Source organism: Streptomyces sp. NRRL S-37, assembly GCF_000721605.1.
Taxonomy (GTDB): Bacteria; Actinomycetota; Actinomycetes; order Streptomycetales; family Streptomycetaceae; genus Streptomyces.
The window spans coordinates 146,159-171,767 of the sequence record NZ_JOIZ01000007.1; the positions used below are offsets into that span (position 1 = coordinate 146,159).

Consider the following 25,609-nt stretch of genomic DNA (forward strand, 5'->3'; position numbering starts at 1 on the left):
CGTGATCGATATCAACGAGTCCGTGATGCAGTTCCTTCTGGCGTTCCTCGTCGCCGGCCCGCTCCTCGGCGCCGCCGCCGCCCTTCTGCCGGCCCCGCCCGGACTGAAGGGGAAGTCACCCGACCAGGCGGTGCTCCGTCACGGCGTGACCGTCACCGGCGCGATCCTCATCGCGGCGATCGTCCTCGCGCTCGGCTTCGACCACGACCATCCGTCGAGGATGCAGGCCACGACCGACATCAGCTGGATTCCCGCACTGGACGTGCGCATCCACCTCGGCACCGACGGCATCTCCCTCCCCCTTCTGGTCCTGACCGCGCTGCTGACCTTCCTCTGCGCGCTCCACGCGTACTTCAAGCCGCCCACGGGCCCGTCCCCGAAGGCCTTCGTCGCCCTGCTGCTCGTCCTCGAGTCCGGCACCCTCGCGACCTTCGCCGTCCTCGACCTGATCCTCTTCTTCCTCGCCTTCGAGACGGTCCTCATCCCGATGTACTTCCTCATCGCCCGCTGGGGCGGCGAGGGCCGGGCCGAGGCCGCCTGGAGGTTCATCCTCTACACGCTGCTCGGCTCCGTGGTCATGCTGCTCGGCCTGCTCCTGATCGGAATCAAGGCGGGCACCTTCGACATGGTGGCACTCGCCACTGACAACGGCCGGTCCCTGACCACATCCGTGCAGGTCATCGCCGTACTGGCGATCGGGATCGGGCTCGCGGTGAAGACCCCGATGTGGCCGCTGCACAGCTGGCTGCCCGACGCCCACACCGCCGCGCCGACCGTCGGCTCGGTCCTGCTGGCCGGTGTCCTGCTGAAGATGGGCACGTACGGGTTCGTGCGGATCCTGCTGCCCGCCGCGCCGGACGGCTTCCGCACCTTCGCGCCGTACCTCGCCGCGTTCGCCGTCGTCGGCGTCATCTACGGATCCCTCGCCTGCCTGGCCCTCGCCAAACGGGGCGCGAAGGGCGACCTCAAACGCCTCATCGCCTACTCCTCCGTCGGCCACATGGGCTTCGTCCTCCTCGGCATCGCGACCATGACCCCGACCGGCGTCAACGGCGCCCTGTTCGCCAACATCGCCCACGGCCTCATCACCGGCCTGCTCTTCTTCCTGGTCGGCGCCCTCAAGGACCGCACCGGCAGCACCGACCTCGACACCCTCGCGCAGGAGACCGGCGCCGCCCTCTACGGCAAGGCCCCGCGCCTCGGCGGCCTGCTCGCCTTCGCCGCCGTCGCCTCCCTCGGCCTGCCCGGCCTCGCCGGATTCTGGGGCGAGATGCTCGCCCTCTTCGGCGCCTTCGACCCCGCCGAAGGCCTCAGCCGCCCCGCCTTCCTCACCTTCATGGCCATCGGCGCCTTCGGCACCCTGCTGACGGCCGCGTACCTGCTGGTCGTGGTCCGCAGGGTCTGCATGGGCGCCGCGCCCCAGGACGCCCCGGAACTCACCGACGTGCGCTCCTACGAGTTCGCGGCCTGGACCCCACTCGTCGTCCTCACCGTCGTCGCCGGCCTCTGGCCGGGGGCCCTCCTCGGCCTGACCGACCCGGCCGTGCAGCAGCTCCTCGCAGGAGGCACCCGATGAGCTCCCTCGTCCAGTCCGTCGACTGGCTGGCCATCGCGCCGCCCACCATCACGGCGGTCGTCGGACTCGTCGTCCTCGTCGCCGACCTGTTCGCCGACGAGAGGCGGAAACCGCTCCTCGGCTGGCTCTCGGTGGCCGGACTCGCCGCCGCCACCCTCATGCTGCTGCCCCTCCTCGACGCCGACCGCGGCACCTTCTGCCTGGTCGGCGACGAAGGCGTGTGCAGCTACACCGCGGACCGTTTCACCCTCGTCATCCAGTTCCTGGTCCTCGGTGGCGCCCTCCTGACCGCCCTCCTGTCCGTCACCGCCCTGAAGGACGAGGGCAAACGGCTCCCCGAGGGCGAGTACTGGTTCCTGTTCCTCTCCTCCGCGGCCGGCGCCGCCCTCCTGCCCGCCTCCCGCGACCTCGCGACCCTCGTCGTCGCCCTGGAGGTCGCCTCCCTGCCCGCCTTCGCCCTGGTCGGCCTCAGGCACGGCGACCGGAAGTCCTCCGAAGCGGCCCTGAAGTTCTTCCTGTCCTCCGTCACCGCCACCGCCGTCAGCCTGCTGGGCATCAGCTTCGTCTACGCCGCCACCGGGACCCTCCACCTCACCCTGGTCGCCGAACGCGTCCAGGATGTCGACGGACAGCTCCACACCCTCACCCAGGCTGGCGTCGTCCTCACCCTCGTCGGCTTCGCCTTCAAGACCGCCGCCGTCCCCTTCCACTTCTGGGTCCCCGACACCTATGTGGGCGCCCCCCTGCCGATCGCCGCCTACCTGTCGGTCATCGGCAAAGCGGTCGGCTTCTCCGGCCTGATCCTCGTCACCGTCGTCGCCCTCCCCTCGTACGCCGACGTCTGGGGCCCGGCCCTCGCCGCGCTGGCCGCCCTCACCATGACCGTCGGCAACGTGGGCGCCCTCAGACAGCAGGCCACGCGCGCGTACAGCGCGGTACGCCTCCTCGCCTGGTCGTCCGTCGGCCAGGCCGGCTACCTCCTGGTGCCGATCGCCGCCGCCGCGTACTCCGGCGACCCCGAGAAGTCGATCGGCTCCACCGTCGCCTACGCCCTCATGTACGGCGCCGTGAACCTGGGCGCGTTCGCCGTGGCCGCCCTCGTCGGCCGCGCGCACCGCTTCAACCGCGTCGCCGACTACCGCGGCCTCCACGCCTCCAACCCCCTCACCGCGCTCCTCCTGGCCTTCTTCCTGCTCTGCCTCGCCGGACTCCCGCCGGGCATCATCGGCCTCTTCGCCAAGGTCACCGTGTTCTCCGCGGCCGTCGACGCCGGACTGGGCTGGCTCGCCGTCGTCATGGCCGTCAACGTCGTCATCGCGCTGGTCTACTACCTCCAGTGGACGGCCCTGCTGTTCCGCGCCCCCGAGGGCGAACCGGTCGAGCACCGGCTCCCCGTCCCCCTCACCGCCGCCCTCGCCCTGACCGGCGTCCTTGGCGTCGCCCTGTCCGGCGCACCCCAGCTGGTCCTGCGCTTCACCGGCACCGGACTCTTCTGAGGAACCGCCCCTTCGGGCACGCGCGCGTGCCACCCGGCACGCTCCGGACCGCCGTCACCCGGACGGTTGACACGCGCCACCGCGCGCACAAGGGAACTAGTGCCCTTCGCCTGGCGTTGACCGGTACGGGAGGGTCCACTGGACGTGACACCGCGAGACCAGTGGGCAGCGCAGGTCAGAAGGAAGATCAGCAAGCAAGGGTCCCCCTGCCGCACGACTTGGAGGGCGCACCGTGCACCGCCGGCACAACGGGCTCAGGACAGCGGTCCTCCTCGGGGGACTGTCCGCACTCATCATCGTCATCGGCGGCTTCTTCGGCCGCACGGGGCTCGTCGTCGCCGTCCTGATCGCGCTGGGCACCAACGCGTACGCGTACTGGAACAGCGACAAGCTGGCCCTGCGCGCGATGCGCGCCCGCCCGGTGAGCGAGTTCGAGGCCCCGGGGCTGTACCGCATGGTCCGCGACCTCTCCACCCAGGCCCGCCAGCCCATGCCGCGCCTGTACATCTCCCCGACCGAGGCCCCCAACGCCTTCGCCACCGGCCGCAACCCGCGCAACGCGGCCGTGTGCTGCACCGAAGGCATCCTGCGCCTGCTCGACGAGCGGGAGCTGCGCGGCGTCATCGGCCACGAGCTCAGCCACGTCTACAACCGTGACATCCTGATCTCCTCGGTCGCCGGAGCCCTCGCCTCCGTGATCATGTTCCTGGTCAACTTCGCCTGGCTGATCCCGATCGGCCGCTCGGACGACGACGACGGCCCCGGCCTCCTCGGCATGCTGCTGATCATGATCCTCGGCCCGCTCGCCGCATCCCTCATCCAGCTGGCCATCAGCCGCTCCCGGGAGTACGAGGCCGACGCCTCCGGCGCCCAGCTCACCGGCGATCCCCTCGCCCTCGCCGGCGCCCTGCGCAAACTGGAACACGGCACCAGACAACTCCCCCTGCCCCCCGAGCCCCGCATCGAGACGGCCAGCCACATGATGATCGCCAACCCGTTCCGCCCGGGCCAGGGGCTCTCGAAAATGTTCTCCACCCATCCGCCGATGGCGGAACGCATCGCCCGGCTCGAGAAGATGGCAGGTCACCACCAGTGAAGACCATCCTGAATCTCATATGGCTCGTCCTCAGCGGCTTCTGGCTGTTCCTCGGCTACCTGCTGGCGGGCCTGCTGCTGTGCGTCACCGTCATCGGCATCCCCTTCGGCGTCGCGGCCTTCCGCATCGGTGTCTACGCCCTGTGGCCCTTCGGGTACACGACGGTCGAACGCCGGGACGCGGGAGCCCCGTCCTTCCTCGTCAACGTGGTGTGGCTGATCCTGGCGGGCTGGTGGCTGGCGCTCGGCCACATCCTCACCGGCATCGCCCTGTGCGTGACGATCATCGGAATCCCGCTCGGCATCGCCAACTTCAAGCTGATCCCGGTCTCACTGTTCCCGCTGGGCCGCGAGATCGTGCGGACGGACCGGTCGTTCACACAGCGCGGGTGAGACGGGAGGCGCTCTCGTCGGTCGCGTCATGACCCGGGCGTCGTCCACAGGCCGGAGGTTGTCCACAGGCCCGAGCGGATGTCAGTGGCGGACCACATCATGAACACATGACCGAGCACGAGCAGTTGCTGACACAGGTGGCGGACAAGGCCCGCAACACCCGCCCATGGGGCTGGCCTTCCCTCCCCGAGCCCATCGAAGCGGCCACCCTGGCACGCGCCGAGGCCACACTGGGCTTCACCCTGCCCCCGCTGCTCGCCGAGCTCTATCTGCGGATAGCGGACGGCGGATTCGGCCCCGAGTACGGACTGCTGCCCCTGCTGGACAGCGCGCCCTCCGGTGAACCCGCCGCCGTGGCCCAGTACCTCGCCCATCGCGAGAGCGGCCGCGAGGACCCCGACTGGCCCTGGCCCGAGGGAGTGTTGCCCATATCCCACTGGGGCTGCGGCATGTACGCCTGTGTGGACTGCCGCTCGCCCCGGGCCACCGTCCTCCTCTTCGAACCCAACCCGGGCGACCCCGACCACGCCTGGTTCCTCGACGCGCCCGGCCTCGCGGACTGGCTCAGCTCCTGGGTCCGGGGCACGGGCTGGTACGAGGAGGAGAACGAGGGGACGGACCTGACCCCCTGGACCGGCTCCGCGGGCCGCGGGACGCCGACGCCGGCGCCGACGTCCTGACCGGGATTCGCGAAGACCGCCGCGGCACCCTGGAAAACATCCCGGACCCCAAGGCCCGAAAGGGCCAGGCACACCCGGGAAACCCGCCGCACCTGCGAACACGACCCACCTCGCACCCGGAACCCGCCACGGCCACCGGCCACTCGCCCCGGCCGCTGGTTGCCCGCCACGGCCACCGGCCACTCGCCCCGGCCGCTGGTTGCCCGCTACCCGCCACGGCCACCGGCTACCGGCTGCCGCCCACCCCGGCCTCCCGCCGCACTCCGTAGGCCGCCATCCCCGCCACCAGCACCCCCGCACCGCCGGCCACCGAAACCCACGGCAGCGAGAACGCCAGCACCAGGCACCCGGCGAGCCCCACGGCCGGCACCACCCGCGCCGCCGGCCGTGGACCGAGTGTCCAGGCCGACGCGTTGGCCACCGCGTAGTACGTCAGCACACCGAAGGAGGAGAACCCGATCGCACCCCGCACATCCACCGTGGCGGCCAGGACGGCGACCACCGCGCCCACGGCCAGCTCCGCCCGGTGCGGCACCTGGAAGCGAGGGTGCACGGCGGCGAGGGCACCCGGCAGATGCCGGTCCCGGGCCATGGCCAGTGTCGTCCGTGAGATCCCCAGGATCAGGGCGAGCAGTGAGCCCAGCGCGGCCACCGCCGCTCCCACCCGCACCACCGGCACCAGCCCGGGAACACCGGCGGCCCGCACCGCGTCGGCGAGCGGCGCGGTGGCGTCGCCCAGCCCCTTCGGCCCCAGAACCGAGAGGACGGCCACAGCGACGGCCGCGTACACGGCCAGCGCGATACCCAGGGCCAGCGGGATCGCCCGGGGGATGGTGCGCGCCGGGTCCCGGACCTCCTCACCGAGGGTCGCGATACGGGCGTACCCGGCGAAGGCGAAGAACAGCAGACCGGCCGCCTGCAGCACCCCGCCGGCACCGTCGGAGACCTTGATGTCCAGCCGCCCGGCTTCGGCTTCCCCCGACGTCAGGCACACCACCACCACGGAAGCGAGGACAGCCAGGACCACACCCACGATCGCCCGCGTCAGCCACGCGGACTTCTGGACACCGCCGTAGTTCACCGCGGTCAGCGCCACCACGGCGGCCACCGCCACGGCGTGCGCCTGCCCCGGCCAGACGTACGCGCCCACGGTGAGGGCCATCGCCGCGCAGGAGGCCGTCTTCCCGACCACGAACGCCCAGCCCGCCAGGTAGCCCCAGAAGTCCCCGAGCCGCTCGCGCCCGTACACGTACGTGCCGCCCGAGGCCGGGTAGAGGGCGGCGAGGCGCGCCGACGACGTGGCGTTGCAGTAGGCGACCACGGCGGCGACCGCCAGCCCGAGGAGCAGCCCGGAACCGGCCGCGTGCGCGGCGGGCGCCAGGGCGGCGAAGATCCCGGCTCCCACCATCGAGCCCAGACCGATGACCACGGCATCGCCGACACCGAGTGTGCGCCGCAGCGCGGGACCGGACGTGTCTGTCATGAGGCCGCACCCTACTGATCACATGCAACCGGCATGTATACGCGCGGCGTCTTCCAAGGTGCGAGAACAGCGGGAAAGGGGCAGGTGTACAGCATGACGATCATCAGCTGGATCATCCTGGGGCTGCTGGCCGGAGCCATAGCGAAGTTCCTGCTGCCCGGCCGTGACCCGGGCGGCCTCATCGGCACGACGCTGATCGGCGTCGCCGGCGCCTTCATCGGCGGCTGGGTATCGGCGCGTTGGCTCGACCACCCGATCACCAAGGACTTCTACGACGGCACCACCTGGGCCGCCGCGATCGGCGGCTCCCTGGTCCTCCTGATCGCCTACCGCATCCTGTTCGGCCACTCACGGAACTGACCGGGCACCGCGCACCACGCCCCGAACCGCGGCCGGCAGGCGAGAAGGGCGGTCACCGCGCGGGTGCCCGCCCTTCCTCGTGCCCGTGCGGCGCGTGAACGCCACCGGCCCCGGCCCGGCCGACCGGACCTACCGGTAGTTCACGAACTGCAGGGCGAAGTCGAAGTCCTTGCCCTTGAGCAGCGCGATGACGGTCTGCAGGTCGTCGCGGCTCTTGGAGCTGACCCGCAGCTCGTCGCCCTGCACCTGGGCCTTCACGCCCTTCGGGCCCTCATCGCGGATGATCTTCGCGACCTTCTTCGCGTTCTCCTGGGAGATGCCCTCCTCGATCGACGCGAAGATCTTGTATTCCTTGCCCGAGAGCTGGGGCTCACCCGCGTCCAGGGCCTTCAGGGAGATGCCCCGCTTGATCAGCTTGGACTGGAAGACGTCGAGGACGGCCTTCACCCGGTCCTCGGAGTTCGCCTCCATGAGGATCTTCTCCCCGGACCACGAGATCGAGGCCCCCACGCCCTTGAAGTCGTAGCGCTGCGAGATCTCCTTGGCGGTCTGGTTGAGGGCGTTGTCGACCTCCTGCCGCTCGACCTTCGAGACGATGTCGAAACTGGAGTCGGCCATGTCCTGTGGCTCCTTGTATCGGGGTGCGTACCGGGCTGCGCACCGGGTGCGTACCGGCGTACGTGAAGCGGCTCCCCGAGCCCGGCATCGGTCCCTGGCCGCATCCGGACCAGCCTAGTCACCCCCCGGCCTCCGGGTGGCGATCAATCGGGTGGCGAAGCACCCCTGTCCATCGGGTATTGTTTACGTCGTTGCCAGGGAGAACCGCCGAAAAGCGGTTCGACGGCAGCGACCCAGGCGGTGTGCCCGAGCGGCCAAAGGGAGCAGACTGTAAATCTGCCGGCTCAGCCTTCCCAGGTTCGAATCCTGGCGCCGCCACACTGGGGAAGGCCCCCTCCGGACTGCGGGAACGCAGTCCGGAGGGGGTCTCTTCGTGTCCGTGGGCGCGTGCTGTTCGCGGGAGGAGGCGCCGGGGCACACTGGCCCCATGTCGTCCCGTCGCCGTGCCTGCCCCGAGTGCCGTCGTGAGATCGCCGTCGTCGCCGGGCGGTACGCGCGGCACGATCCGCCCGGCGCCCGGGGGAGCGGGGAACTGACCTCGTGCCCCGGCTCGCGCAGGCACGCCCCGCTCGGTGCCGAGCAGCCCTCGCTGGACGGTCACGTGGTGCCGGAGTTCCCGGGGCAGATGCCCCTCTTCTAGTTGCCGGCCACCGACTTCACGGCCACCGACACCGGCGCGGGGCCGCTGATCAGCTCCAGGGTCAGACCGGCCGTCGCGGGAGTGTCCACCAGCTCCGCCAGCACGGCGGCCACGTCGTCGCGCGGGACCGGGCCGCGACCCGTGCGGGCCTCCAGGCGGACCAGGCCGGTCCCGGCGTCGTCGGTGAGCCGGCCCGGCCGCAGGACCGTCCAGTCCAGGGCGTCCAGACCGCGTACGTACGCGTCCGCCTCGCCCTTGGCGCGCAGGTACACGTCGAAGACCTCGTCGCCCTCGTGGGCGGGGTCCGCGCCCATGGACGACACGATCACGAAACGCCGTACACCCGCGCGGACGGCCGCGTCGGCGAAGAGGACCGCCGCCGCCTTGTCCACCGTCTCCTTGCGGCCCACACCGCTGCCCGGCCCGGCGCCCGCCGCGAACACCGCCGCGTCCGCCCCCTCCAGCCGTTCGGCGACCTCCTCCACCGTCGCCGACTCCAGGTCGAGCACGACCGGTTCGGCGCCCAGGCGCCGCAGCTCGTCGGCCTGTTCGGGTTTACGGATGATGCCCGCCGCCTCGTCCCCGCGTGCGACGAGCAGCCGCTCCAGCCGCAGCGCGATCTGACCATGACCACCAGCGATGACAATGCGCATGTCTCCGACCGTACGCCGGGGCCACCCCATCCGCCGCGCGACGCCCCAGGGACCCGCCCGGTTCTACGCGGTGCCCCGGCCCTGCCGGGGAAGCCCCGGTTCCCCCTCCGCCGACGAAACCGACGAGTCCGATGAGTCCGACGAGTCCGAGAAAGCCGACGCCGCCGCCGAGGACGCCGCCGGGCCGCAGTACTCCCGCACCGCGCTCGTCCGCGCCACCACCCGCCCTCTGTGCACCACGATGCGGCTGTACCCCAGCGACAGCGCCCCCGGGAGCCCGTCCCCGCGGACCGCCAGCAGCTCGGCCGGGAAACCCGCCTCCACGCGCACCTCGGGCAGCCCCAGGGCCGCCCGCGCCGACGCGCTCACCGCGGCGTAGGCGTCCTCGGCGGACAGCCCGTGGCGGGAGGCCAGCAGGTACGCCGCCTCCAGCGGGTCACCGCGGCCCACCGGGTTCGACACGTCCCGCAGGGCACCGCTCCCGGCGGCGACCCGTACCCCCGCCGACCGCAGCAGCCGTACCGGCGCCGTGCCCCGGCGGTCCACGGCGCCGCAGCCGCCCTGCGGCAGGCACACCACCGTCACCCCGGCCGCCGCCAGCCGGTCCGCGGTCCGCGCGGCCGGCTCGGCGGGCAGCCGGGCGAGACCGCCGCACGGGCCGAGGGCGACCCCCGGCCGCAGCCCGCCCGCCATGGCCGCGAACCGGGCCATATGGGCGGGGTCGGCGGCGTCCGTGTGCAGGTCGACGGGGCAGCCGTGCTCGGCGGCGACCTCCAGGACCGCCTCCACGTACCCCGTGGGGTCGGGGTCGAGATCGGGGCAGCCGCCCACCACGGACGCGCCCATCTTCACCGCGTCCCGCAGCGCCGCGAGCCCGTCCGCCCCGGCGACCCCGGTCAGTACCCGAGGCACCGCCACCGTCGTCAGTTCGGCCAGCCCGCGCAGCGAGCGCTCCGCCCGCAGTACGGCGGTCAGCGCGCCGAGCCCGGCCACGTCGCCCACGCGCACATGCGCCCGCAGCGCCGTCGCGCCGTGCCCGAGCTGGAGCAGTGCCGCCTCCGTCGCGCGGCCCTGGACGTCCCGCGGGTCGTACGGGACGGGGCCGCGGGCGTCGGCGGACAGGGCGGTGTCCGCGTGGGCGTGAGGCTCCGCGGGGGCCGGCAGGAGCAGATAGCCGGTGAGGTCGATCCGCGTGCCGCACGCGCGCGTGCCGTCCGCCGCCAGGCTGCCGGCCGTACCGACCGCCTCGATGCGCCCGCCGCCCAGCCGTACGTCCACGGTCCGGCCGTCGGCGAGACGCGCGCCGCACAGCAGCAGCGGGGCCGGATCGACCGCGGCCGGCCCCGGAGCCGGACCCGAGGACGAGGGCGGACGGGACGGTGGCTGCGGCCGGCTGTCGGGCATCGCGTTCCAGGGGCTCGGGCTGCGCGCGGAGGACGAGGTCACGCAGGCAAGATCACGCAGAGTGAGTCCGAGCCTAGGCCGGGGGCCCGTTCCCCGCCGGGAGGAGCCCAATAGTCGTACCGGTGTGGTCCGCCCCGGGGGAGGGGGCCGAAACGGATTTGGGCGAACGGCGGCGGACCGTGTAATGTCTTCATCGCTCGCCCCAATAGCTCAGTCGGCAGAGCGTCTCCATGGTAAGGAGAAGGTCAACGGTTCGATTCCGTTTTGGGGCTCTGGTGTGTGAGGTTCCCGCCGAAAGGCGGGGTCCGATCGCATCACAGCGGTGTAGCTCAGTCGGTAGAGCAAGCGGCTCATAATCGCTGTGTCACCGGTTCAAGTCCGGTCACCGCTACAGACAGTAGCCGATTGCGGGGTCGGTCCTTCGATCGGCTACTCTTCATTGCGTAAATACAGTCAATCCGTTCGTCAAGGAGCACTCACGTGGCTGCCACCGACGTCCGCCCGAAGATCACGCTGGCCTGCGTGGAGTGCAAGGAGCGGAACTACATCACCAAGAAGAACCGGCGTAACAACCCGGACCGTCTTGAGATGAAGAAGCACTGCCCGCGTTGCAACGCGCACACCGCGCACCGCGAAACGCGATAAAACAGGCTCGTACACGAGGCCGTCCCCCCAGTCAGGGGGGCGGCCTCGTGTCGTTTTCCCGTCGGCCGGCCACGGTCAGGACCGGTCGGACACAGTCAGACACAGGAGGTGCCGCGCGCATGGCGCTCGACCAGTCCTTCGTGGGGCGGAGCTACCCGCCCACCGAGCCCTACGAGGTGGGCCGGGAGAAGATCCGCGAGTTCGCCGAGGCGGTGGGGGACACCAACCCGGCGTACACGGACGTGGAGGCCGCCAAGGCGCTCGGCCACCCCGATGTGATCGCCCCGCCCACCTTCGTGTTCTCGATCACCTTCAAAGCCGCCGGACAGGTCGTCGCCGACCCGCGGCTCGGCCTCGACTACAGCCGGGTGGTGCACGGCGACCAGAGGTTCGCCTACGTCCGTCCCGTGCGCGCCGGTGACCGGCTCACGGTCACCTCGACCATCGAGGCGGTCAAGTCGATGGCCGGCAACGACATACTGGACATCCGGGGCGAGGTGCACGACCAGGACGGCGAACACGTCGTGACCGCCTGGACCAAGCTGGTGGCCCGCGCGGCCGAGGAGGCGTGAGCAACACCATGACGGCGAAGATCTCCTACGCCGACGTCGAGGTCGGCACCGAGCTGCCCGCGCAGACGTTCCCCGTGACCCGGGCCACCCTCGTCCAGTACGCGGGCGCCTCCGGCGACTTCAACCCCATCCACTGGAACGAGAAGTTCGCCAAGGAGGTCGGCCTCCCCGACGTCATCGCACACGGCATGTTCACCATGGCCGAGGCGATCCGCGTGGTGACCGACTGGACGGGCGACCCGGGCGCGGTCGTCGAGTACGGCGTCCGCTTCACCCGTCCGGTCGTCGTCCCCAATGACGACCAGGGCGCCGTCATCGAGGTCAGCGGCAAGGTCGCCGCCAAGCTCGACGACCACACGGTCCGCGTGGACCTCACCGCGACCAGCGCCGGACAGAAGGTGCTGGGCATGTCACGGGCGGTCGTCCGGCTGGGCTGAGCCGGGCCGGACACGGCGGGGACCGGGGCCTGTCGGTGCCGTCTCGTAGTCTTGGGCCCGTGCAGGAACTCCACGACGCCCCCCTGGCCCCGCTGACCACCTTCCGGCTGGGCGGCCCCGCGACCCGGCTGGTCACCGCGACGACCGACGACGAGGTGATCGCCGCCGTCCGCGAGGCCGACGACAGCGGTACGCCGCTGCTGGTCGTCGGCGGCGGCTCCAACCTGGTCATCGGCGACAAGGGCTTCGACGGCACCGCCCTCGTCGTCGCGACCAAGGGCTTCGCCCTGGACGGCACGCACCTGGAGCTGGCCGCCGGGGAGGTGTGGACCGACGCCGTCGCCCGCACCGTGGAGGCGGGTCTCGCCGGCCTCGAGTGCCTGGCCGGCATCCCCGGCTCGGCGGGCGCCACCCCGATCCAGAACGTCGGGGCGTACGGCCAGGAGGTCTCCTCCACCCTCACCGAGGTCGTCGCCTACGACCGCCGCACCCGCGAGACCGTCACCCTCGGCAACGAGGAGTGCGCCTTCTCCTACCGCCACAGCCGCTTCAAGGCCGACCCCGAGCGCTACGTCGTCCTGCGCGTGCGCTTCCGACTGGAGGACGCCGGCGGACTGTCCGGCCCGGTCAAGTACGCGGAGACGGCCCGCGTGCTCGGCGTGGCGCCCGGCGAGCGGGTCCCGCTGGCCACCGCCCGCGACACGGTGCTGAAGCTTCGCGCGGGCAAGGGCATGGTGCTGGACCCCGAGGACCACGACACCTGGTCGGCCGGCTCCTTCTTCACCAACCCGATCCTCGACGACGAGACGTTCGCCGCATTCCGTACGCGCGTACGGGAGCGGTTGGGGGAAGGCGTCGAGCCGCCCGCCTATCCCGCCGGCGAGGGACGGACCAAGACCTCCGCGGCCTGGCTGATCGACAAGGCCGGCTTCACCAAGGGGTACGGCAGCGGTCCGGCCCGCATCTCCACCAAACACACCCTCGCGCTCACCAACCGCGGCGACGCCACCACGGAGGACCTGCTGGCCTTGGCCCGCGAGGTCGTGGCGGGCGTCCGGGACGCGTTCGGTATCACCCTGGTGAACGAGCCGGTCATGGTCGGCGCCGAACTCTGAGCGGCACGGACCGCGCCGGGGCCGCGCAATTCCGTTGCCGCGCCCGGCCACGGCCCGCTCGGTAAGGGGGGCGGCCAAGGGTACGACGTGCTCAGCGCCTCGCTCACCACGCTGCTGCCCCTGTCCCGGGGGCGGGGGACGGAGCTGGACATCGGCTTCCGGGCGTACCCGCCCCTGGCCCACTTCAGGCGGCCGGGGCGGCCAGCCAGGCGTCGACACCCGACAGCAGCTTCTCCTTGACGTCCTGAGGCGCCGCCGACCCCCGTACGGACTGCCGGGCCAGCTCGGCCAGCTCCGCGTCGGTGAAGCCGTGGTGCCGGCGGGCGATCTCGTACTGTGCCGCCAGCCGGGAGCCGAACAGCAGCGGGTCGTCCGCGCCCAGCGCCATCGGCACCCCCGCCTCGAACAGCGTGCGCAGCGGTACGTCCTCCAGCTTGTCGTACACGCCGAGGGCGACGTTCGACGCCGGGCACACCTCGCAGGTGACGCCCCGGTCCGCGAGGCGCTTCAGCAGCCGCGGGTCCTCGGCCGCCCGCACGCCGTGCCCGATCCGGTGCGCCTCCAGGTCGTCCAGGCAGTCCCGCACCGACGCGGGGCCCGTCAGCTCGCCGCCGTGCGGGGCCGACAACAGCCCGCCCTCGCGCGCGATCGCGAACGCCCGGTCGAAGTCGCGGGCCATCCCGCGCCGCTCGTCGTTGGAGAGCCCGAAGCCGACGATCCCCCGGTCGGCGTAGCGCACGGCCAGCCGGGCCAGCGTGCGGGCGTCCAGGGGGTGCTTCATACGGTTGGCGGCCACCAGCACCCGCATGCCGAGCCCGGTGTCGCGGGACGCCGAGTCCACCGCGTCGAGGATGATCTCCAGCGCCGGGATCAGCCCGCCCAGCCGGGGCGCGTACGACGTCGGGTCGACCTGGATCTCCAGCCAGCCGGAGCCGTCCCGTACGTCCTCCTCCGCCGCCTCCCGCACCAGCCGCTGGATGTCCTCGGGTTCCCTCAGGCACGAGCGCGCCGCGTCGTACAGCCGCTGGAAGCGGAACCAGCCGCGCTCGTCCGTGGCCCGCAGTTTCGGCGATTCCCCGCTGTTCAGCGCGTCGGTGAGCGCCTCGGGCAGGCGCACACCGTACTTGTCGGCCAGTTCCAGCAGGGTGGTGGGCCGCATGGACCCGGTGAAGTGCAGGTGCAGATGGGCTTTCGGCAGTTCAGAGAGATCACGTACACGCGGGGGGTTCGGGGGGTACCCCCCTGAAGAGCTCAGCATTCGCTGATCCTGCCGCACGTCTCCGCCGTCCCGGTAGCACTTTCCCCTTTCGTGGTCTTGCTCGCACAAACAAAGCAAGGGCGCCCGGGAGGAGACCCGGGCGCCCCTGCGGCGGAAGGACGACGTCAGTCGCGTGCCTCCGCCAGCAGCTTCTGGATCCGGCTCACGCCCTCGACGAGGTCCTCGTCGCCCAGCGCGTACGACAGCCGCAGGTAGCCCGGCGTGCCGAACGCCTCACCCGGCACCACCGCGACCTCGGCCTCCTCCAGGATGAGCGCCGCCAGCTCGACCGAGCTCTGCGGCCGCTTGCCCCGGATCTCCTTGCCGATCAGCGCCTTCACCGAGGGGTAGGCGTAGAACGCGCCCTCGGGCTCCGGGCAGACCACGCCGTCGATCTCGTCGAGCATCCGGACGATGGTCTTCCGGCGCCGGTCGAAGGCCTCGCGCATCGTCGCGACGGCGTCCAGGTCACCGGAGACGGCGGCGAGTGCGGCCGCCTGGGCGACGTTGGACACGTTCGACGTGGCGTGCGACTGCAGGTTGGTCGCGGCCTTCACCACGTCCTTCGGGCCGATGACCCAGCCCACGCGCCAGCCGGTCATCGCGTAGGTCTTCGCCACGCCGTTGACCACGATGCACTTGTCGCGCAGCTCGGGCAGGAGCGCGGGCAGCGACACCGACGAGGCGTCGCCGTAGACCAGGTGCTCGTAGATCTCGTCCGTCAGCACCCACAGGCCGTGCTCGACGGCCCAGCGGCCGATCGCCTCGGTCTCGGCCTCGCTGTAGACCGCGCCGGTCGGGTTGGACGGGGAGACGAAGAGGACGACCTTCGTCTTCTCGGTGCGGGCCGCCTCCAGCTGCTCCACGCTCACCCGGTAGCCGGTCGTCTCGTCGGCGACCACCTCGACCGGGACACCGCCGGCCAGCCGGATCGACTCCGGGTACGTCGTCCAGTACGGCGCCGGGACGATGACCTCGTCGCCCGGGTCGAGGATCGCGGCGAAGGCCTCGTAGATGGCCTGCTTGCCGCCGTTGGTGACCAGGATCTGCGACGGGTCGACCTCGTAGCCGGAGTCGCGCAGCGTCTTGGCGGCGATCGCGGCCTTCAGCTCCGGCAGACCGCCGGCCGGCGTGTACCGGTGGTACTTCGGGTTCTTGCAGGCCTCGATCGCGGCCTCGACGATGTAGTCCGGCGTCGGGAAGTCGGGCTCACCGGCGCCGAAGCCGATCACCGGTCGCCCGGCGGCCTTGAGGGCCTTGGCCTTGGCGTCCACGGCGAGGGTGGCGGACTCGGAGATCGCGCCGACTCGGGCGGAGACCCGGCGCTCGGTGGGAGGGGTTGCAGCGCTCATGGAGCCCATCGTTCCAGACCGGAAACCCACGCGGCACGGGGGTTTCACGTACTGAACAACACCGGGCAAACCCCTGAACACCAGTCCGGATCGACGCCGCCGGCCGGCCACGGGTGGGACGATCTTCGGCCGGAGCGGTGCCTGCCGGGTACTTTCTGTTCGACGCCCGGCCCAGGAACACGTACACTCTCACCTCGTTGGCCTTCAGCGGCCCGCGCTCAGCCGGTGCACACCAAGCATCCGGTCGGATGCGGTACGTTGGGGGACACACAAAGGGTCGTAGCTCAATTGGTAGAGCACTGGTCTCCAAAACCAGCGGTTGGGGGTTCAAGTCCCTCCGGCCCTGCTACACACACCTTCGCCAGGATGTGTGCGCATGTACGTACAGCAATGCACCGCCGTGCGGGCTCTGACCGGGCGCGGCACGGCCACGACCCGGAATCAGGTGAGGACGAGTGACGGACGCCGTGGGCTCCATCGACATGCCTGATGCCCAGGACGAGGCGCCGGACTCCAAGAAGACCCGCAAGGGCGGCAAGCGGGCCAAGAAGGGTCCGCTGAAGCGTCTCGCGCTCTTCTACCGCCAGATCATCGCGGAGCTCCGCAAGGTCGTCTGGCCGACCCGCAACCAGCTGACGTCGTACACGACCGCCGTGATCGTCTTCGTCGTCGTGATGATCGGTCTGGTCACCCTGATCGACTATGGTCTCAGCCACGCCGCCAAGTACGTCTTCGGCTGAGCCGAGAGCGAAGAGCGCCGAGGTATCCGGCGCTCCTTTTCGCATGTTCCACCCCTTGTATCCAGGAAGAAGCAGCCACCGTGTCTGACCCGAACGTGAACGACGCCGTTGAGCCTTACGGCGAAGGGGCCGAGTCCGCCGAGGACGCGCTCGCCGCCGTCGAGGGCGCGGACGTCGAGGACACCGAGGCCTTCGACGAGGCCGAGGCTGCCGACACCACCGCGGACGAGAGCGACGAGGCGGACGAGACCACCGAGGCCGAGGAAGCGGCCGAGGAGGCCGAAGAGCCCGAGGACGACCGCGACCCGGTCGAGAAGCTCCGCGACGAACTGCGGACGCTGCCCGGCGAGTGGTACGTCATCCACACGTACGCGGGTTACGAGAACCGGGTGAAGACCAACCTGGAGCAGCGCGCCGTCTCGCTGAACGTCGAGGACTACATCTTCCAGGCCGAGGTGCCGCAGGAAGAGGTCGTCCAGATCAAGAACGGCGACCGCAAGACGATCAAGCAGAACAAGCTCCCGGGCTACGTCCTGGTCCGTATGGACCTGACGAACGAGTCCTGGGGCGTCGTCCGCAACACCCCCGGTGTCACCGGCTTCGTGGGCAACGCCTACGACCCGTACCCGCTGACGCTGGACGAGATCGTCAAGATGCTCGCCCCGGAGGCCGAGGAGAAGGCCGCCCGCGAGGCCGCCGAGGCCGAGGGCAAGCCGGCCCCGCAGCGCAAGGTCGAGGTCCAGGTGCTGGACTTCGAGGTCGGCGACTCGGTCACCGTCACCGACGGCCCGTTCGCCACGCTGCAGGCGACCATCAACGAGATCAACCCCGACTCCAAGAAGGTCAAGGGCCTGGTGGAGATCTTCGGCCGGGAGACGCCGGTCGAGCTTTCCTTCGACCAGATCCAGAAGAACTAGTCCAGGACAGTCCTTCTGGCACACAGCTTCCGAACAGGTCAGGCGGGCGTGCGAGCGTCCGCCTGACCTGCTCGGTTTTCAGCCGCGCATCTATACCCGTTATCGTTGTGCGGTATGCCTGCGTCCGGGTTGTCCCATGGCGCGGGCAGGACCCGAACCGAAAGGACCCGGAGAGTCATGCCTCCCAAGAAGAAGAAGGTCACGGGGCTCATCAAGCTCCAGATCCAGGCCGGTGCCGCGAACCCGGCCCCGCCGGTCGGCCCCGCGCTGGGTCAGCACGGCGTGAACATCATGGAGTTCTGCAAGGCCTACAACGCCGCGACCGAGTCGCAGCGCGGCTGGGTCATCCCGGTGGAGATCACGGTCTACGAGGACCGTTCCTTCACCTTCGTCACCAAGACCCCGCCGGCCGCGAAGATGATCCTCAAGGCCGCGGGTGTGGAGAAGGGCTCCGGCGAGCCGCACAAGACCAAGGTCGCGAAGATCACCGCCGCCCAGGTCCGTGAGATCGCCACGACCAAGATGCCCGACCTCAACGCCAACGACCTGGACGCCGCGTCGAAGATCATCGCCGGCACCGCCCGTTCCATGGGCATCACGGTCGAGGGCTGACCTCCACCCCCGTAAGCCAAGCAGTAGTGGAAGGGCCTGCTCGGCCCGGACCACGACTCCTAGACAACGCACAGGAGCTTTCAGTGAGCAAGCGCAGCAAGTCTCTCCGCGCTGCGGACGCCAAGATCGACCGGGAGAAGCTGTACGCCCCGCTCGAGGCCGTCCGTCTCGCCAAGGAGACGTCCACGACCAAGTTCGACGGCACCGTCGAGGTCGCCTTCCGTCTGGGTGTCGACCCGCGCAAGGCCGACCAGATGGTCCGTGGCACCGTGAACCTCCCGCACGGCACCGGTAAGACCGCCCGGGTCCTGGTCTTCGCGACCGGTGACCGTGCCGAGGCCGCGCGTGCCGCGGGCGCCGACATCGTCGGCGCCGACGAGCTGATCGACGAGGTGTCGAAGGGCCGTCTGGACTTCGACGCCGTCGTCGCCACCCCGGACCTCATGGGCAAGGTCGGCCGCCTCGGCCGCGTGCTCGGTCCCCGTGGCCTGATGCCGAACCCGAAGACCGGCACCGTGACCCCGGACGTCACCAAGGCCGTCAACGACATCAAGGGCGGCAAGATCGAGTTCCGCGTCGACAAGCACTCGAACCTGCACTTCATCATCGGCAAGACGTCGTTCGACGACGCCAAGCTGGTGGAGAACTACGGTGCGGCGCTGGAGGAGATCCTCCGTCTGAAGCCGTCCGCCGCCAAGGGTCGCTACATCAAGAAGGCCGCCATCACCACCACGATGGGCCCCGGCATTCCGCTCGACCCGAACCGCACCCGCAACCTCCTCGTCGAGGAGGACCCGGCCGCCGTCTGAGCCGGGCGGGCCGGCTGACCGGCCCGTGCACACCGCGTAGAACCCGTCCCCGCGTCTCGTCCGAGGCGTGGGGACGGGTTTTTTCGTACGACAGTGTCAGTGGCGTGGGTTACCTTTTTCTGACTTCACAGGTGTGACACAGCGAAACAACCAGGGGTGGGATTCATGGGCATGTCCGCATGGAAGCGCGCGGGTGTCTGTCTGACGGCCGTGGCCGTCGTCGTGGGCGTCGCGGGCTGTCAGGACGGTGACGGGGGCGGGGCGAAGGAGAAGGCCGCCGACTCGGCGAAGACCGAGGTCCAGACGCAGAACGAGATGACGGAGGTCCTCCAGGCGGCCTTCAGGAACACCTCGGAGGCCAAGTCCTCCAAGGTCCGGATGACCATGACGATGCCGGCCGCGGTGGGCGGCGGCGGCACCATGGAGATCTCCGGTGTGCAGGGCTGGGACCCGGCCGTGATGGACGTCACCATGAAGGGTCCCGCACTCGCGGCGGGCGGTCCGGAGGCCCCCGAGCAGGTCCGCATGATCATGCTCGACAACGTCATGTACGTGGACATGGGCGCGAAGCAGGCCGCCGAGATGGACGGCAAGCGCTGGATGAAGATGGACTTCGCCGCCATCGCCGAGGCGGCCGGCGACGCCGAGCTCCAGAAGCAGATGACCAACGGCCTGGAGAACATGAACCAGGACCCGGCGAAGCAGCTCGCCCTGCTGCTGGAGTCGCCGAACCTGAAGCACGTCGGACCGGAGAAGGTCGACGGCGTCCAGACGCAGCACTACAAGGGCACGCTGAGCTTCGACGAGATGATCGAGACCAACGAGTCCTTCGACCTGCTCTCCGAGAAGGAGCGCGAGGAGTTGACCGCCAACGTCGAGAAGTCGGGGCTGAAGGGCTACGACACCGAGTTCTGGCTCAACGAGGACAACTACCCGGTCAAGATGGTCGTCGGCATGAAGATGCCCCAGGGCACGATCAGCATGACGGCGAACTACTCCGACTACGGCGCCAAGGCCGAGGTCGAGGCGCCGGCGGCGGAGGACACCCTCGACCTCATGGAGATGCTGGGGGAGCTGGGCGCGGGCTCCGAGGCCGGTCTCGACGCCTGAAGACTCTGAGGCCCTCCGGGCCCCCGGGCCCCCTGGTCTCCCGGCTCCGGGTCCCCGGGTTTCCGGGCTTCCCGGCCCCCGGGTCTCCCGGCTCCCGGCTCCGGGTCCCCGGGTTTCCGGGCCCCCGGCCCCGATCCCTCGGCTCTCCGGGCCTCCGGGCCCTCTGGGGCTCCAAGGGCCCCAGGGATCCTGAGGGTCCCGGAGACCTCAGGGTCCTGATGCCCCTGATCGGTCGATTTGCTTGACGGCGATCCGTTCGCGTACTCTTCCACAGAAGCCAAAGACCGCTGGTCGTTGCCGTGTGCTCGTCAGAGTTCATGGTGGCCGAAGGATCCGCTGAACTGCGGACGACCCGCGCAGGTGTCAGTGGAAGAGTTCCCGGAGCTCGCTGCCGCGAGGACGCGAGTGACCGGTCGAGCTACGCCCCGTGCGCCTGCGCCGGGGCGTTTCGTTTTCCCCAGTCCTCCTTCGGGTCCGCGCGGTCCGAATCACCCGGAAGGAGGCCGAGGCTCTATGGCGAGGCCCGACAAGGCTGCCGCGGTTGCCGAGCTGACGGACAAGTTCCGCAGCTCCAACGCCGCCGTGCTGACCGAGTACCGCGGTCTCACCGTGGCGCAGCTCAAGACGCTGCGTCGTTCGCTCGGTGAGAACGCCCAGTACGCCGTGGTGAAGAACACGCTGACCAAGATTGCGGCCAACGAGGCCGGGATCACGCTCGACGACCAGCTCTTCGCTGGCCCGACGGCGGTCGCCTTCGTCACCGGTGACCCGGTGGAGTCGGCGAAGGGTCTTCGTGACTTCGCCAAGGACAACCCGAATCTCGTCATCAAGGGCGGTGTCCTTGACGGCAAGGCGCTGTCCGCCGACGAGATCAAGAAGCTTGCGGACCTCGAGTCCCGCGAGGTTCTGCTCGCCAAGCTGGCGGGCGCTTTCAAGGGCAAGCAGACGCAGACTGCTCAGCTCTTCCAGGCGCTCCCCTCGAAGCTCGTCCGCACCGTGGACGCGCTCCGTGCCAAGCAGGACGAGCAGGGCGGTGCCGAGTAATTCGGCTCGCTTCCCGATCCTCGTCGCACGCACCGCGTGAGATGAGGGTCGATGCGGGCCCGACGTACGCCCGCCTCACCCCGTACATCCGGCACCTGCCGATTTAGTGGAAGGACCGCCATCATGGCGAAGCTCAGCCAGGAAGACCTGCTCGCCCAGTTCGAGGAGATGACCCTCATCGAGCTCTCCGAGTTCGTGAAGGCCTTCGAGGAGAAGTTCGACGTCACCGCCGCCGCCGCGGTCGCCGCCGTCGCCGCCCCGGGTGCCCCGGGCGCCCCGGTCGAGGCCGCTGAGGAGAAGGACGAGTTCGACGTCATCCTCACCGCCGCCGGCGACAAGAAGATCCAGGTCATCAAGGTCGTGCGTGAGCTGACCTCCCTGGGTCTGAAGGAGGCCAAGGACCTCGTGGACGGCGCCCCGAAGCCCGTCCTCGAGAAGGTCGCCAAGGACGCCGCCGAGAAGGCCGCCGAGTCCCTCAAGGGCGCCGGCGCCTCCGTCGAGGTCAAGTAACACCTCCGGGGGCCCCACGGGTCCCCTGCGCGTCCCCAGGGACGTGTAACGCTCAAGCGCTGAGGAGCGATCATCCATCCGGGTGGTCGCTCCTCGGCGTATGAGGGGTCCGGCGGCGGCTGCCTTGCACCTGTGACGGCGGGGAGTAAGGTGATCTTCGTTGTGCCTCCGGGGACCTCGAAGATCTGCCTGGTGGCGGGCGGTTCCGGCAAGGGGGGCCTTGACGAACCGCACGCAGCGCGCAATTCTCAGGACGCGTCGCCACAAGGATCCGGATCCGAGGCATGGATCGGCGGCAAAGAGGGCAGTATGAACGTGCGTTGAGGGCAGCGCCTTGTCGCAGGAGTTGAGAAGAACGAGGGCCTCCACCGGTTCCGTAAACCGGCATTGGACATCAGTGTGCCAAATGGCTACACTGACCCTTTGCGCTGCCTGTTAGCTGTCCCCTGCCCGTCACCAGGGGCATGCCCTCACTCGAGCACCGACGACTAGATCATCTCTGACCTGGGATGTCTGTCTCTCTGCCCAGTGGGGGGCCGGTACGCGCGTAGTGAGTCCGAGCCCTCGGAAGGACCCCCTCTTGGCCGCCTCGCGCAACGCCTCGACCGCGAATACGAACAACGGTGCCAGCACCGCCCCGCTGCGCATCTCCTTTGCAAAGATCAAGGAGCCTCTCGAGGTTCCGAACCTGCTCGCGCTGCAGACCGAAAGCTTCGACTGGCTGCTCGGGAACACCGCTTGGCAGAGTCGGGTCGAGGAGGCTCTCGAGAGCGGGCACGACGTCCCCACCAAGTCCGGTCTGGAGGAGATCTTCGAAGAGATCTCCCCGATCGAGGACTTCTCCGGGTCGATGTCGCTGACCTTCCGCGACCACCGCTTCGAGCCGCCGAAGAACTCCATCGACGAGTGCAAGGAGCGCGACTTCACGTACGCGGCCCCGCTCTTCGTCACCGCCGAGTTCACCAACAACGAGACCGGCGAGATCAAGTCCCAGACCGTCTTCATGGGCGACTTCCCGCTCATGACGAACAAGGGCACCTTCGTCATCAACGGCACCGAGCGTGTCGTGGTGTCGCAGCTCGTCCGTTCGCCGGGTGTCTACTTCGACTCCTCCATCGACAAGACGTCCGACAAGGACATCTTCTCCGCCAAGATCATCCCGTCCCGGGGTGCCTGGCTGGAGATGGAGATCGACAAGCGCGACATGGTCGGTGTCCGCATCGACCGCAAGCGCAAGCAGTCCGTCACCGTCCTCCTGAAGGCGCTCGGCTGGACCACCGAGCAGATCCTCGAGGAGTTCGGCGAGTACGAGTCCATGCGCGCCACCCTGGAGAAGGACCACACCCAGGGCCAGGACGACGCGCTGCTCGACATCTACCGCAAGCTGCGTCCGGGCGAGCCCCCCACGCGTGAGGCCGCGCAGACGCTGCTCGAGAACCTCTACTTCAACCCCAAGCGCTACGACCTCGCCAAGGTCGGCCGCTACAAGGTGAACAAGAAGCTCGGCGGGGACGAGCCGCTGGACGCCGGCGTGCTCACCACCGACGACATCATCGCCACCATCAAGTACCTGGTGAAGCTGCACGCCGGGGAGACCGAGACGGTCGGCGAGTCCGGTCGCTCGATCATGGTCGAGACCGACGACATCGACCACTTCGGCAACCGCCGCATCCGCAACGTCGGCGAGCTGATCCAGAACCAGGTCCGTACGGGTCTCGCCCGTATGGAGCGCGTCGTGCGCGAGCGCATGACCACCCAGGACGTCGAGGCGATCACGCCGCAGACCCTGATCAACATCCGGCCGGTCGTCGCCTCCATCAAGGAGTTCTTCGGCACCAGCCAGCTGTCGCAGTTCATGGACCAGAACAACCCGCTGTCGGGGCTGACGCACAAGCGTCGTCTGAACGCCCTCGGCCCGGGTGGTCTCTCCCGTGAGCGGGCCGGCTTCGAGGTCCGTGACGTGCACCCGTCGCACTACGGCCGCATGTGCCCGATCGAGACGCCGGAAGGCCCGAACATCGGTCTGATCGGTTCGCTCGCCTCCTACGGCCGGATCAACCCGTTCGGCTTCATCGAGACGCCGTACCGCAAGGTCGTCGAGGGCCAGGTCACCGACGAGGTCGACTACCTGACCGCCGACGAGGAGGACCGCTTCGTCATCGCGCAGGCCAACGCCCCGCTCAGCGACGACATGCGGTTCGTGGAGAACCGGATCCTGGTCCGCCGCCGCGGCGGCGAGGTCGACTACGTCCCCGGTGACGACGTCGACTACATGGACGTCTCGCCGCGCCAGATGGTGTCGGTCGCGACCGCCATGATCCCGTTCCTCGAGCACGACGACGCCAACCGTGCCCTCATGGGCGCGAACATGATGCGCCAGGCCGTGCCGCTGATCAAGAGCGAGTCCCCGCTCGTCGGCACCGGCATGGAGTACCGCTCCGCCGTCGACGCCGGCGACGTGGTCAAGGCCGAGAAGGACGGTGTGGTCCAGGAGGTCTCCGCGGACTACATCACCACCGCCAACGACGACGGCACGTACATCACGTACCGCCTGGCGAAGTTCTCCCGGTCCAACCAGGGCACCTCGGTCAACCAGAAGGTCATCGTCAACGAGGGCGACCGGATCATCACCGGCCAGGTCCTCGCCGACGGCCCGGCCACCGAGAACGGCGAGATGGCGCTCGGCAAGAACCTGCTGGTCGCGTTCATGCCGTGGGAGGGTCACAACTACGAGGACGCGATCATCCTGTCGCAGCGCCTCGTGCAGGACGACGTCCTCTCCTCGATCCACATCGAGGAGCACGAGGTCGACGCCCGTGACACCAAGCTCGGCCCCGAGGAGATCACCCGGGACATCCCGAACGTCTCCGAGGAGGTCCTCGCCGACCTCGACGAGCGCGGCATCATCCGCATCGGTGCCGAGGTCATCGCCGGTGACATCCTCGTCGGCAAGGTCACGCCCAAGGGTGAGACCGAGCTGACCCCCGAGGAGCGCCTGCTCCGCGCGATCTTCGGTGAGAAGGCCCGTGAGGTCCGTGACACCTCGCTGAAGGTGCCGCACGGCGAGACCGGCAAGGTCATCGGCGTGCGCGTCTTCGACCGCGAGGAGGGTGACGAGCTTCCCCCCGGCGTCAACCAGCTGGTGCGCGTCTACGTCGCGCAGAAGCGCAAGATCACCGACGGTGACAAGCTCGCCGGCCGCCACGGCAACAAGGGCGTCATCTCCAAGATCAACCCGATCGAGGACATGCCCTTCCTGGAGGACGGCACCCCGGTCGACATCATCCTCAACCCGCTGGGTGTCCCGTCCCGAATGAACCCGGGACAGGTCCTGGAGATCCACCTCGGCTGGCTCGCCAGCCGCGGCTGGGACGTCTCCGGCCTCGCGGAGGAGTGGGCCGAGCGGCTCCAGGCCATCGGCGCCGACAAGGTCGAGCCCGGCACCAACGTCGCCACCCCGGTCTTCGACGGTGCGCGTGAGGACGAGCTCGCGGGTCTGCTCCAGCACACCATCCCGAACCGCGACGGCGAGCGCATGGTGCTCCCGTCCGGCAAGGCACGGCTGTACGACGGCCGCTCCGGCGAGCCGTTCCCGGAGCCGATCTCGGTCGGCTACATGTACATCCTGAAGCTGCACCACCTGGTCGACGACAAGCTGCACGCGCGTTCGACCGGTCCGTACTCCATGATCACCCAGCAGCCGCTGGGCGGTAAGGCTCAGTTCGGTGGCCAGCGGTTCGGCGAGATGGAGGTGTGGGCACTCGAGGCGTACGGCGCCGCCTACGCGCTCCAGGAGCTGCTGACCATCAAGTCCGACGACGTCACCGGCCGCGTGAAGGTCTACGAGGCCATCGTCAAGGGCGAGAACATCCCCGAGCCCGGCATCCCCGAGTCCTTCAAGGTCCTCATCAAGGAGATGCAGTCCCTGTGCCTGAACGTGGAGGTGCTGTCCAGCGACGGTATGTCCATCGAGATGCGTGACACCGACGAGGACGTCTTCCGCGCTGCGGAGGAGCTCGGCATCGACCTGTCCCGGCGCGAGCCGAGCAGCGTCGAAGAGGTCTGACGGGAGTGGGGCGGCCTTCCCCGT

At 69.8% G+C, this 25,609-nt stretch carries 25 protein-coding genes and 4 tRNA genes; 23 read left to right on the forward strand and 6 right to left on the reverse strand.

The features are described from left to right. The first annotated feature begins 1 nt into the window (after position 1). From IH50_RS0113490 to IH50_RS0113510, 5 genes are all read left to right on the forward strand, one after another. The gene (locus IH50_RS0113490; RefSeq protein WP_030860855.1) at positions 2–1,576 is read left to right on the forward strand and encodes a complex I subunit 4 family protein; all 1,575 of its coding nucleotides are present in this window, start codon (positions 2–4) and stop codon (positions 1,574–1,576) included. After that, on the forward strand, positions 1,573–3,072 hold the full coding sequence (locus tag IH50_RS0113495) for an NADH-quinone oxidoreductase subunit N (RefSeq protein ID WP_030860858.1): 1,500 nt from the start codon (positions 1,573–1,575) through the stop codon (positions 3,070–3,072). Before IH50_RS0113490 ends, IH50_RS0113495 begins: the two co-directional genes overlap by 4 nt. A 232-nt stretch (positions 3,073–3,304) precedes the next feature. Next, positions 3,305–4,168 (forward strand): zinc metalloprotease HtpX, encoded by an 864-nt coding sequence (gene htpX / locus IH50_RS0113500; RefSeq protein WP_030860859.1) that lies wholly within the window; start codon positions 3,305–3,307, stop codon positions 4,166–4,168. Then, entirely contained in the window at positions 4,165–4,560 is a 396-nt protein-coding gene (locus IH50_RS0113505) for a YccF domain-containing protein (RefSeq protein WP_030860861.1), read from the forward strand. The genes htpX and IH50_RS0113505 overlap by 4 nt, the downstream gene beginning before the upstream one ends. Before the next feature lie 107 nt (positions 4,561–4,667). Beyond that, a complete protein-coding gene (locus tag IH50_RS0113510; RefSeq protein ID WP_030860863.1) occupies positions 4,668–5,240 on the forward strand; it encodes an SMI1/KNR4 family protein in 573 nt (190 codons plus the stop codon). Between the two features lie 226 nt (positions 5,241–5,466). Here IH50_RS0113510 and IH50_RS0113515 read toward each other — a convergent pair whose 3' ends face one another. Then, positions 5,467–6,723 (reverse strand): APC family permease, encoded by a 1,257-nt coding sequence (locus IH50_RS0113515; protein WP_030860866.1) that lies wholly within the window; start codon positions 6,721–6,723, stop codon positions 5,467–5,469. 93 nt (positions 6,724–6,816) lie between these two features. On the opposite strand from IH50_RS0113515, the gene IH50_RS0113520 reads away from it, so the two are divergent. Then, a complete protein-coding gene (locus IH50_RS0113520) occupies positions 6,817–7,083 on the forward strand; it encodes a GlsB/YeaQ/YmgE family stress response membrane protein (protein WP_030860868.1) in 267 nt (88 codons plus the stop codon). Between the two features lie 129 nt (positions 7,084–7,212). Here IH50_RS0113520 and IH50_RS0113525 read toward each other — a convergent pair whose 3' ends face one another. After that, positions 7,213–7,701 (reverse strand): YajQ family cyclic di-GMP-binding protein, encoded by a 489-nt coding sequence (locus IH50_RS0113525; protein ID WP_030860870.1) that lies wholly within the window; start codon positions 7,699–7,701, stop codon positions 7,213–7,215. Between the two features lie 236 nt (positions 7,702–7,937). Here IH50_RS0113525 and IH50_RS0113530 point away from each other — a divergent pair. Continuing rightward, positions 7,938–8,019 (forward strand) — tRNA-Tyr (locus tag IH50_RS0113530). 109 nt (positions 8,020–8,128) lie between these two features. Continuing rightward, positions 8,129–8,341, forward strand: coding sequence for a hypothetical protein (locus IH50_RS0113535; protein ID WP_030860872.1), 213 nt, complete (start codon positions 8,129–8,131; stop codon positions 8,339–8,341). Here IH50_RS0113535 and IH50_RS0113540 read toward each other — a convergent pair. Next, entirely contained in the window at positions 8,338–8,994 is a 657-nt protein-coding gene (locus IH50_RS0113540; protein WP_030860875.1) for an NAD(P)H-binding protein, read from the reverse strand. The two genes, IH50_RS0113535 and IH50_RS0113540, sit on opposite strands and share 4 nt — an antisense overlap. A 63-nt stretch (positions 8,995–9,057) precedes the next feature. Beyond that, positions 9,058–10,398, reverse strand: a complete 1,341-nt coding sequence (locus IH50_RS0113545; protein ID WP_030860876.1) for an amidohydrolase family protein — start codon at positions 10,396–10,398, stop codon at positions 9,058–9,060. A gap of 199 nt (positions 10,399–10,597) precedes the next feature. Here IH50_RS0113545 and IH50_RS0113550 point away from each other — a divergent pair. The 6 genes from IH50_RS0113550 to IH50_RS0113575 all read left to right on the forward strand — a co-directional run bounded on the left by IH50_RS0113550 (position 10,598) and on the right by IH50_RS0113575 (position 13,167). Next, positions 10,598–10,670 (forward strand) — tRNA-Thr (locus IH50_RS0113550). Between the two features lie 46 nt (positions 10,671–10,716). After that, a tRNA-Met gene (locus IH50_RS0113555) sits at positions 10,717–10,789 on the forward strand. Between the two features lie 89 nt (positions 10,790–10,878). Next, positions 10,879–11,043 carry a 50S ribosomal protein L33 gene (rpmG, locus tag IH50_RS0113560; protein ID WP_003948671.1) on the forward strand — a complete coding sequence of 55 codons (165 nt, stop codon included), beginning with the start codon at positions 10,879–10,881 and terminating at the stop codon, positions 11,041–11,043. A 119-nt stretch (positions 11,044–11,162) separates the two neighbouring features. Further along, on the forward strand, positions 11,163–11,615 hold the full coding sequence (locus IH50_RS0113565; protein WP_030860878.1) for a MaoC family dehydratase N-terminal domain-containing protein: 453 nt from the start codon (positions 11,163–11,165) through the stop codon (positions 11,613–11,615). Between the two features lie 8 nt (positions 11,616–11,623). Next, positions 11,624–12,052 carry a MaoC family dehydratase gene (locus tag IH50_RS0113570; RefSeq protein WP_030860879.1) on the forward strand — a complete coding sequence of 143 codons (429 nt, stop codon included), beginning with the start codon at positions 11,624–11,626 and terminating at the stop codon, positions 12,050–12,052. 59 nt (positions 12,053–12,111) lie between these two features. After that, positions 12,112–13,167 carry a UDP-N-acetylmuramate dehydrogenase gene (locus tag IH50_RS0113575; protein ID WP_030860881.1) on the forward strand — a complete coding sequence of 352 codons (1,056 nt, stop codon included), beginning with the start codon at positions 12,112–12,114 and terminating at the stop codon, positions 13,165–13,167. Between the two features lie 184 nt (positions 13,168–13,351). On the opposite strand, the gene IH50_RS0113580 is transcribed toward IH50_RS0113575, so the two are convergent. Both IH50_RS0113580 and IH50_RS0113585 read right to left on the reverse strand, forming a co-directional pair. Beyond that, positions 13,352–14,326, reverse strand: coding sequence for an adenosine deaminase (locus IH50_RS0113580; RefSeq protein ID WP_234328149.1), 975 nt, complete (start codon positions 14,324–14,326; stop codon positions 13,352–13,354). 224 nt (positions 14,327–14,550) lie between these two features. Further along, entirely contained in the window at positions 14,551–15,777 is a 1,227-nt protein-coding gene (locus tag IH50_RS0113585) for a pyridoxal phosphate-dependent aminotransferase (RefSeq protein ID WP_030860885.1), read from the reverse strand. A 273-nt stretch (positions 15,778–16,050) separates the two neighbouring features. On the opposite strand from IH50_RS0113585, the gene IH50_RS0113590 reads away from it, so the two are divergent. From IH50_RS0113590 to rpoB, 9 genes are all read left to right on the forward strand, one after another. Next, a tRNA-Trp gene (locus tag IH50_RS0113590) sits at positions 16,051–16,123 on the forward strand. Between the two features lie 109 nt (positions 16,124–16,232). Beyond that, the gene (secE, locus tag IH50_RS0113595) at positions 16,233–16,517 is read left to right on the forward strand and encodes a preprotein translocase subunit SecE (RefSeq protein ID WP_030823461.1); all 285 of its coding nucleotides are present in this window, start codon (positions 16,233–16,235) and stop codon (positions 16,515–16,517) included. A gap of 80 nt (positions 16,518–16,597) precedes the next feature. After that, positions 16,598–17,434: a transcription termination/antitermination protein NusG gene (gene nusG, locus IH50_RS0113600; RefSeq protein ID WP_030860887.1), complete on the forward strand. Its 837-nt coding sequence runs from the start codon at positions 16,598–16,600 to the stop codon at positions 17,432–17,434. Positions 17,435–17,611: 177 nt separating this feature from the next. Then, positions 17,612–18,046, forward strand: coding sequence for a 50S ribosomal protein L11 (gene rplK / locus IH50_RS0113605; RefSeq protein ID WP_030860889.1), 435 nt, complete (start codon positions 17,612–17,614; stop codon positions 18,044–18,046). 83 nt (positions 18,047–18,129) lie between these two features. Further along, a complete protein-coding gene (rplA, locus tag IH50_RS0113610; protein WP_030860891.1) occupies positions 18,130–18,855 on the forward strand; it encodes a 50S ribosomal protein L1 in 726 nt (241 codons plus the stop codon). 165 nt (positions 18,856–19,020) lie between these two features. After that, positions 19,021–19,965: a hypothetical protein gene (locus IH50_RS0113615; RefSeq protein ID WP_030860894.1), complete on the forward strand. Its 945-nt coding sequence runs from the start codon at positions 19,021–19,023 to the stop codon at positions 19,963–19,965. Positions 19,966–20,478: 513 nt separating this feature from the next. Next, positions 20,479–21,009: a 50S ribosomal protein L10 gene (gene rplJ, locus IH50_RS0113620; protein WP_030860896.1), complete on the forward strand. Its 531-nt coding sequence runs from the start codon at positions 20,479–20,481 to the stop codon at positions 21,007–21,009. Between the two features lie 123 nt (positions 21,010–21,132). Continuing rightward, on the forward strand, positions 21,133–21,519 hold the full coding sequence (gene rplL / locus IH50_RS0113625) for a 50S ribosomal protein L7/L12 (protein ID WP_030860898.1): 387 nt from the start codon (positions 21,133–21,135) through the stop codon (positions 21,517–21,519). Positions 21,520–22,099: 580 nt separating this feature from the next. Further along, positions 22,100–25,585 (forward strand): DNA-directed RNA polymerase subunit beta, encoded by a 3,486-nt coding sequence (gene rpoB, locus IH50_RS0113630; protein WP_030860899.1) that lies wholly within the window; start codon positions 22,100–22,102, stop codon positions 25,583–25,585. The last annotated feature ends 24 nt before the right edge of the window (positions 25,586–25,609 follow it).